Raw genomic sequence first — 7,028 nt, forward strand, 5'->3', positions numbered from 1 at the left:
ATTTGTGGAAAGTGTGACAAGAAAGAGACAAGGTGGGAAATGGTATGGAGCGACTTTTTGCCATTGCGGCGAGAGGTAGTACGGTAAAACGCGAGGTTCTGGGCGGCATCACCACGTTTTTTGCCATGGCCTATATTATTTTTGTAAATCCCAATACCCTGTGCGCCAACGTGGGCTCCGCAGCGGAGCCCTTTTTCCCGGCTATGCCGGAGGAGCTGTGGGGGCCGGTGCTGGTGGCCACCTGTGTGGCGGCGGCCATCGGGTGCTTCCTCACGGGGCTTCTGGCCAACGTCCCCTTCGCCCAGGCGCCCGGCATGGGGCTGAACGCCTTTTTTACCTACACGGTCTGCCTGGGAATGGGCTATACCTGGCAGGAGGGTCTGGCCATCGTGCTCATGAGCGGCGTGCTCTTCCTGGCCATGGCTGTGTCCCCCCTCCGGGGAAAGCTGATCCACTCCATCCCCGATTTTATGAAGCATGCCATTTCGGCGGGAATCGGCCTGTTTATCGCCTTTATCGGCCTGCTGAACGTGGGCCTCATCTCCATCAGCGGAGCGGTGCCGGCCCTGCAGCTGTCCATGCTGGTGGATGGACAGCGGGTGTGGAATACCCAGGGCCTGCTGACCCTGGTGGGGCTTGCCCTTACCGCTATTTTGATGGCCTTTCGGGTCAAAGGAGCCGTGGTTATCGGCATCATCATCACCACCCTGCTGGGGCTGCCCATGGGGGTGACCCAGATTCCCCAGTCGGTGACCATGGAGCATGTGACCCTGGCGCCGGTGTTTTTCCAGCTGGATCTGGCGGGCGTGTGGGCCAAGGGACTGCTGCCCCTGCTCACTGCGGTCATCAGCTTTGCCATTGTGGACTGCTTTGACACCCTGGGCGCGCTGGTGGGCCTGTCGGCCAACGCCGGGCTGAAGGGAGAAGAAGGCCGGGCGGACAGGGCGCTGGTTGCCGACGCCCTGGCTACCTGCTGCGGCGCCTGCATCGGCACCTCCACCGTCACCACCTTCGCCGAGTCCTCCACTGGAATCGCGGAGGGGGCCCGGACCGGGCTGAGCTCCATGGTGGTGGGCCTGCTCTTTCTGGCCTCGGTGTTTCTGGCGCCGGTGGCGGGGATCATTCCGTCGGCGGCCACGGCGCCCGCCCTGATCATCGTGGGCGTACTGACCATGCGCAGCGCGGCCGCCATCGCCTGGGACGATTTGGAGTGCGCTGTGCCCGCCTTCCTGACCATCGCGGTGATGCCCTTCGCCTACTCCATTTCCGACGGTATTGCCTTCGGGTTTATCAGCTACTGCCTGATCAAGCTGGTCCGGGGCAAGGGCAAGGAGGTGCCGGTTTTTGCCTATGTGATTTCTCTGCTGTTCATCTTAAAATATCTGCTGGGAAATATGGGCTGACGGCACGAAATTATGCCCGACAGGGTGATCAAGTTCCATATTTTGCTCTTCTGGTGCTTTTTATTGCGCAGCCCTTGTTTTGCCGGGCGAGTTGTGATAGCTTATAGCTGGAATTTCGGCAGACATGCCGATGGGCGTATTTTGAAAAGGGGGATTACAATATGGCAACCCGCATTGTCCTGAATACGATTTCTTATCATGGAAAGGGCGCGATCGAGAATATCGTGCCTGAGCTCACCTCCCGGGGATATGGGAAGGCGCTGGTGTGTACCGACCCGGACCTGATCCGCTTCGGCGTGGTGTCCAAGGTGACCGACCTGCTGGACAAGGCCGCTTTCTCCTATGAGGTGTACAGCGACATCAAGGCCAACCCCACCATTGAAAATGTAAAGAGCGGCGTGGCTGCCTTCCAGAACTCCGGCGCTGACTGCATCATCGCCATTGGCGGCGGCTCGGCCATGGATACGGCCAAGGCTGTGGGCATCATTGTCAACAACCCCGAGTTTGCGGACGTGCGCTCCCTGGAGGGCGTGGCGCCCACCAAGAAGCACGCCGTGTTTACCATCGCCGTCCCCACCACCGCCGGCACCGCGGCCGAGGTGACCATCAACTACGTCATCACCGATGTGGAGAAGAAACGCAAGTTTGTGTGCGTGGACGCCAACGACATTCCGGAAGTGGCCGTGGTGGATCCGGACATGATGTCCTCCATGCCCAAGGGGCTTACCGCAGCTACCGGTATGGACGCGCTCACCCACGCTATTGAGGGCTATATCACCAAGGGCGCCTGCGAGATCTCCGATATGTTCCATCTGGAGGCCATCCGCCTCATCTCCCAGCACCTGCGTGGTGCGGTGGAAAATACGCCGGAGGGCAGAGAGGGCATGGCCCTGGGCCAGTATATCGCCGGCATGGGCTTCTCCAATGTGGGACTTGGCATCGTACACTCCATGGCCCACGGCCTGTCGGCCCTGTACGATACCCCCCACGGGGTGGCGTGCGCCATCCTGCTGCCCACCGGCCTGGAGTACAATGCGGACTACACCGGCGAGCGGTATCGCGCGGTGGGTAAGGCCATGGGCGTGGAGGGCATCGACCAGATGTCCCTGGAGGAGGCCCGGGCGGCTACCATCGCGGCGGTCAAGCAGCTGTCGGCCGACGTGGGCATTCCTGCGGATCTGAAAGAGATCGTCAAGCCGGAGGATGTGCGCTTCCTGGCGGAATCCGCCTTCGCGGACGCCTGCTGCCCCGGCAATCCCAGAGATACTAGCGTGGAGGAGATCGAGGCCCTGTACAAGAGCCTGATGTAAGACCTGGCAGAATTTCTCCATACGACCCAGAGCAGATGAAAACGGGGCGCGCCTTGCGGCGCGCCCCGTTTGTTATTGCTGTGTTTCGATTCAGGCCCGGACGGACTCGGCGATGGCGTCAGCCAGGGCGTCCAGCTCCACGGCCTTGTCCTCCTGGAGGGAGGAGGCCAGAGAGAGCCGCTCGTTGAGAACGGTCATGTTCTTCATTTCGTCGTTAATAAACCGCTCCATCAGGTCGCCGGACTTGCAGGCCCAGGAGCCGTTTTCGATGATGGCGAAGGTGCGGTTCTGGAGGTTGAGGGCCTTCATGTCCTCCAGGTAGTTCTTCATCACCGGATAGATGCCCAGGTTGTAGGTGACGCTGGCCAGGACAATGTGGCTGTACTTGAAGCTCTCGGCGATGAGATAGGAGACGTGGGTGTTGGACACGTCGTACAGGGCCACGTCGGTGATGCCGCGCTCACAGAGCTTGGCGGCCAGCGCCTGGGCGGCGGCCTCAGTGTTGCCGTACATGGAGGCGTAGGCGATCATGACGCCCTTCACCTCCGGCTCATACCGGCTCCATTTGTCGTACTTGTCCACGAAGTAGCCCAGGTCCTTCCGCCATACGGGCCCGTGGAGGGGGCAGATAAACTTGATCTGATCCAGAATCCCTCCGGCCTTCTTCAGCAGCAGCTGGATGTGGGGGCCGTACTTGCCCACAATATTGGTGAGGTAGCGGCGGGCCTCGTCGATCCAGTCCCGGTCGAAGTTCACCTCGTCGGCAAACAGCTTGCCGTCCAGGGCGATGAAGGAGCCGAAGGCGTCGGCGGAGAACAGGACGCCGTTGGTGGTGTCGAAGCTCACCATGGCCTCCGGCCAGTGGACCATGGGGGCGCCCACGAAGGTGATGTTGTGCTGCCCGAAGGAGAAGCTGTCCCCCTCGGCCACCTCGATGCACTCATGGCCGTCCACATGGAAGCCGAACTGCCGCATGAGCATAAAGGCCTTTTCGGTGGAGATGACCTTTACCTTGGGGTAGCGGAGCAGGATCTCCTCGATGGAGGCGCCGTGGTCGGGCTCCATGTGGTTGATCACCAGGTAGTCCAGAGGCTTTCCGTTCAGGAGGTACTGGATATTCTCCAGCAGCTGGCGGCAGGCGGACCAGTCCACCGTGTCAAACAGAACGGACTTCTCGTCCAGCAGCAGATAGGCGTTGTAGCTGACCCCTCTGGGGATGGGGTGGATATTCTCAAACAGAGTGAGCCGGTGGTCGTTGGCGCCCACCCAGTAGAGGTTGTCGGTGACGGTTCTGACGCAATGCATGGTGCAATCCTCCTTTATCTCACGTTAGGCCTGGATGAACTGGTCTTTGCCCTCGGCGCACTCGGGGCAGACCCAATCCTCAGGCAGCTTTTCAAACAGGGTGCCGGGAGCGATCTCGCTGTCGGGGTCGCCCACCTCGGGGATGTACTCGTAGCCGCAGCCGCCGCAGACGTAGTGCTTGCCGATGGGCTCGGGCTTGGGCGGACGGGGCCGCTTCATCTTGACCATGGGCGGCGCGGGCTGCTTCTCACCACGGTCCAGGGCGGCGGTGAGCAGGGGCAGGATCTCGTTCACGTCGCCCACAATGCCGTAGTCGCAGTTCTTGAAGATGGGGGCGCCGCCGTTCTTGTTGATGGCCACGATGGTGGAGGCGTCCTTGATGCCCTTCAGGTGCTGCACGGCGCCGGAGATGCCGCAGGCGATGTACAGGTTGCCGGTGAATTTCTGGCCGGACATACCCACATAGCGGTTGAGGGGGACGTACTTCAGGGTCTCGGCCACCGGGCGGGAGGAGCCCACCGCGGCGCCGGCGGCCTTGGCCAGGTCCTCCACCAGCTTCATGTTCTTCTTGTCGCCGATGCCCTTGCCGGCGGACACCACACGCTCAGCCTGGGCGATGGGGGTGTCCATGGGGATGCCCACGGAGAAGTCGTGACCGTCCTTTTCCAGCAGCTCCACCAGGGCGGCTACCTGCTCGGCGGGGGTGCCGTCCCGCAGGATCTTGCCCTTGCGGATGCCGGTGACGGGGGCGGGCTTCTTGGCCCGGCTGGCCGAACCGCCCTCGCTCTTGGGGGGCTTGCCCAGCAGGTGGGAGGAGATAACCACCCGCTGAATCTCGTTGGTGCCCTCGTAGATGGTGGTGATCTTGGCGTCCCGGTAGGCCCGTTCCACCTCCATGCCCTTCATGAAGCCGGCGCCGCCGAAAATCTGCAGGGCGTCGTTGGTGACCTCCAGGGCGATGTCGGAGGCGTACATCTTGGCCATGGCGGACTCCATGCCGTAGGGGACATGGGCCTCCTTCAGCTCGGCGGCGGAGTAAATGAGCATCCGGGCGCAGCGCAGCTTGGTGGCCATGTCGGCCAGCTTGAAGGAGATGGTCTGCTGGAAGCCGATGGGCTTGCCAAACTGGATGCGCTCCTTGGCGTACTCCAGGGCGTTCTCATAGGCACCCTGGGCGATGCCCAGCGCCTGGGAGGCGATGCCGATGCGGCCGCCGTCCAGAGTGGCCATGGCGATCTTGAAGCCCTCGCCCTCCTTGCCCAGCAGGTTCTCCTTGGGCACGATCACGTTGTCGAAGATCAGCTCGGCGGTGGAGGAGGAGCGAATGCCCATCTTGTCGTAGTGGTCGCCGAAGGAGAAGCCCTTCCAGCCCTTCTCCACGATGAAGGCGGAAATTCCTTTAGTGCCGATGTCGGGGGTGGTAACCGCAAAGACCACATAGGTGTCCGCCTTGGGGGCGTTGGTGATGAAGATCTTGCCGCCGTTGAGGACGTAGTGGTCCCCCTTCAGTACGGCGGTGGTCTCGGTGCCGCCGGCGTCGGAGCCGGCGTTGGGCTCGGTCAGGCCGAAGGCGCCGATCTTCTCGCCCTTGGCCAGAGGCACCAGATACTTCTGCTTCTGCTCCTCAGTGCCGTAGGCGAAGATGGGCCAGGAGCCCAGGGACACGTGGGCCGACAGAATGACGCCGGTGCCGCCGTCCACCCGGGACAGCTCCTCCACGGCGATGGCGTAGCTCAGCACGTCCAGGCCGGCGCCGCCGTATTCCTTGGGGTAGGGAATCCCCATCAGCCCCAGCTCACCCAGTTTCTTGATGGCCTCGTCGGGGAAGGCGTTGTCCTGGTCCAGCTGGAACGCGATGGGTTTGACCTCTTCTTCCGCAAACGCGCGGATCTTGGCCCGCAGCTCTTCGTGGGCCGGTGTGGTTTGGAACAGCATGACGTTACCTCCTTTTATGCTAGACAAAAATCATCCACTTTAAAGGAAAAAGAAAAGACGGCCCGGTCAGGGGGCCAGCAAAAGCTGGCCCAGGGTGTGGGCACGCAGCTCCTGGTCCAGCTTGTGCTGGATCTCCGCCAGACGGCAGTGGATGGAGCAGCCGCCGTGGGCCGCCCGCCAGGGGCAGGGGTACTGGGGGTCCATGCAGGCGCTCACCTCGCTGCCCTCCTCCATGGCCTCCATCAGGTCGTACAGGGTGGTCCGGTCCAGATCGGCCGTCAGGCGGTAACCGCCGGAGGCCCCCCGGAGGATTTCCACCAGTCCGGCCTTGGCCAGCTTTTTCAGAATCTTGTAGGCAAAGGCCTGGGGAACCAGCTGGCTTTGGGTGATCTCCCCGATGGGGTGGAGCTGTCCGTCCAAAAGCGCCCGGAGAATCCGCAGGGCATAGTCTGTTTCCCGAGTGATCAGCAGAGGGACCGCTCCTTTCGTACATATCTTACAAGCACACTATACCAAACTGGATAAAATTTGTCAACTATAAAAAGCGCAATGCGCCGCTTTTTTTCTACCTTATATTATATATGGTGTACGCAGGCGTGCAACGGAGGGCCTCTGCAACAAAAAGGTTGGAACAAAATGCCCAAAATAGCGTCTAAAACCATAGGATCATGCGAAAAAACGGCACCATATGGGAACGCAGGCAAGGATACGGGAAAGCGGGGGGCGTAATATTACGCTTTCATTACAAAGCCCTCCAAACGCTTGACGGTTGGGGGGTGGTCGTGTATAGTATGCATGTAAGTTCATGAAGGGGAGGTCTCCTCTCCTAAATGAGCAAATTTTAAGAAGGAGGAATTTCCGATGAGAAACCTCAAGCGGACGCTGAGTCTGGTTCTGGCTGCTCTCATGCTGATGAGCATGATGGTTGTCGGCGCCGGCGCAGCGGTCAAGGATTTCACCGATAGCGATGAGATCCAGCACAAAGAGGCTGTCGAAGTCATGGTTGCCCTGAATGTTGTCAGCGGCAAGGATGACGGCAGCTATTTCGCCCCCACCGACACCTTCACCCGTGAGG

The 7,028-nt window shown here is 61.0% G+C and carries 6 protein-coding genes; 3 read left to right on the top strand and 3 right to left on the bottom strand.

What is annotated here, in order from left to right:
• Positions 1-44 precede the first annotated feature (44 nt).
• Together B5F88_RS12430 and fucO are read left to right on the top strand one after the other, a co-directional pair.
• Entirely contained in the window at positions 45-1,403 is a 1,359-nt protein-coding gene (locus B5F88_RS12430) for an NCS2 family permease (RefSeq protein ID WP_087346562.1), read from the top strand.
• A gap of 161 nt (positions 1,404-1,564) precedes the next feature.
• Positions 1,565-2,713: a lactaldehyde reductase gene (gene fucO, locus B5F88_RS12435; protein WP_087346565.1), complete on the top strand. Its 1,149-nt coding sequence runs from the start codon at positions 1,565-1,567 to the stop codon at positions 2,711-2,713.
• 90 nt (positions 2,714-2,803) lie between these two features.
• Here fucO and B5F88_RS12440 read toward each other — a convergent pair whose 3' ends face one another.
• The 3 genes from B5F88_RS12440 to B5F88_RS12450 form a co-directional block, all read right to left on the bottom strand.
• Entirely contained in the window at positions 2,804-4,018 is a 1,215-nt protein-coding gene (locus tag B5F88_RS12440) for an FprA family A-type flavoprotein (RefSeq protein WP_087346568.1), read from the bottom strand.
• A 24-nt stretch (positions 4,019-4,042) separates the two neighbouring features.
• Positions 4,043-5,953 (bottom strand): acyl-CoA dehydrogenase family protein, encoded by a 1,911-nt coding sequence (locus B5F88_RS12445; protein ID WP_087346571.1) that lies wholly within the window; start codon positions 5,951-5,953, stop codon positions 4,043-4,045.
• 66 nt (positions 5,954-6,019) lie between these two features.
• Positions 6,020-6,448 carry an Rrf2 family transcriptional regulator gene (locus B5F88_RS12450; RefSeq protein WP_343286467.1) on the bottom strand — a complete coding sequence of 143 codons (429 nt, stop codon included), beginning with the start codon at positions 6,446-6,448 and terminating at the stop codon, positions 6,020-6,022.
• Between the two features lie 366 nt (positions 6,449-6,814).
• Here B5F88_RS12450 and B5F88_RS12455 point away from each other — a divergent pair.
• On the top strand, positions 6,815-7,028 hold a 214-nt coding region (locus B5F88_RS12455; protein ID WP_140402110.1), incomplete at its 3' end, for an S-layer homology domain-containing protein.

It is taken from the genome of Flavonifractor sp. An306, assembly GCF_002159455.1.
Classification (GTDB): domain Bacteria; phylum Bacillota; class Clostridia; order Oscillospirales; family Oscillospiraceae; genus Flavonifractor.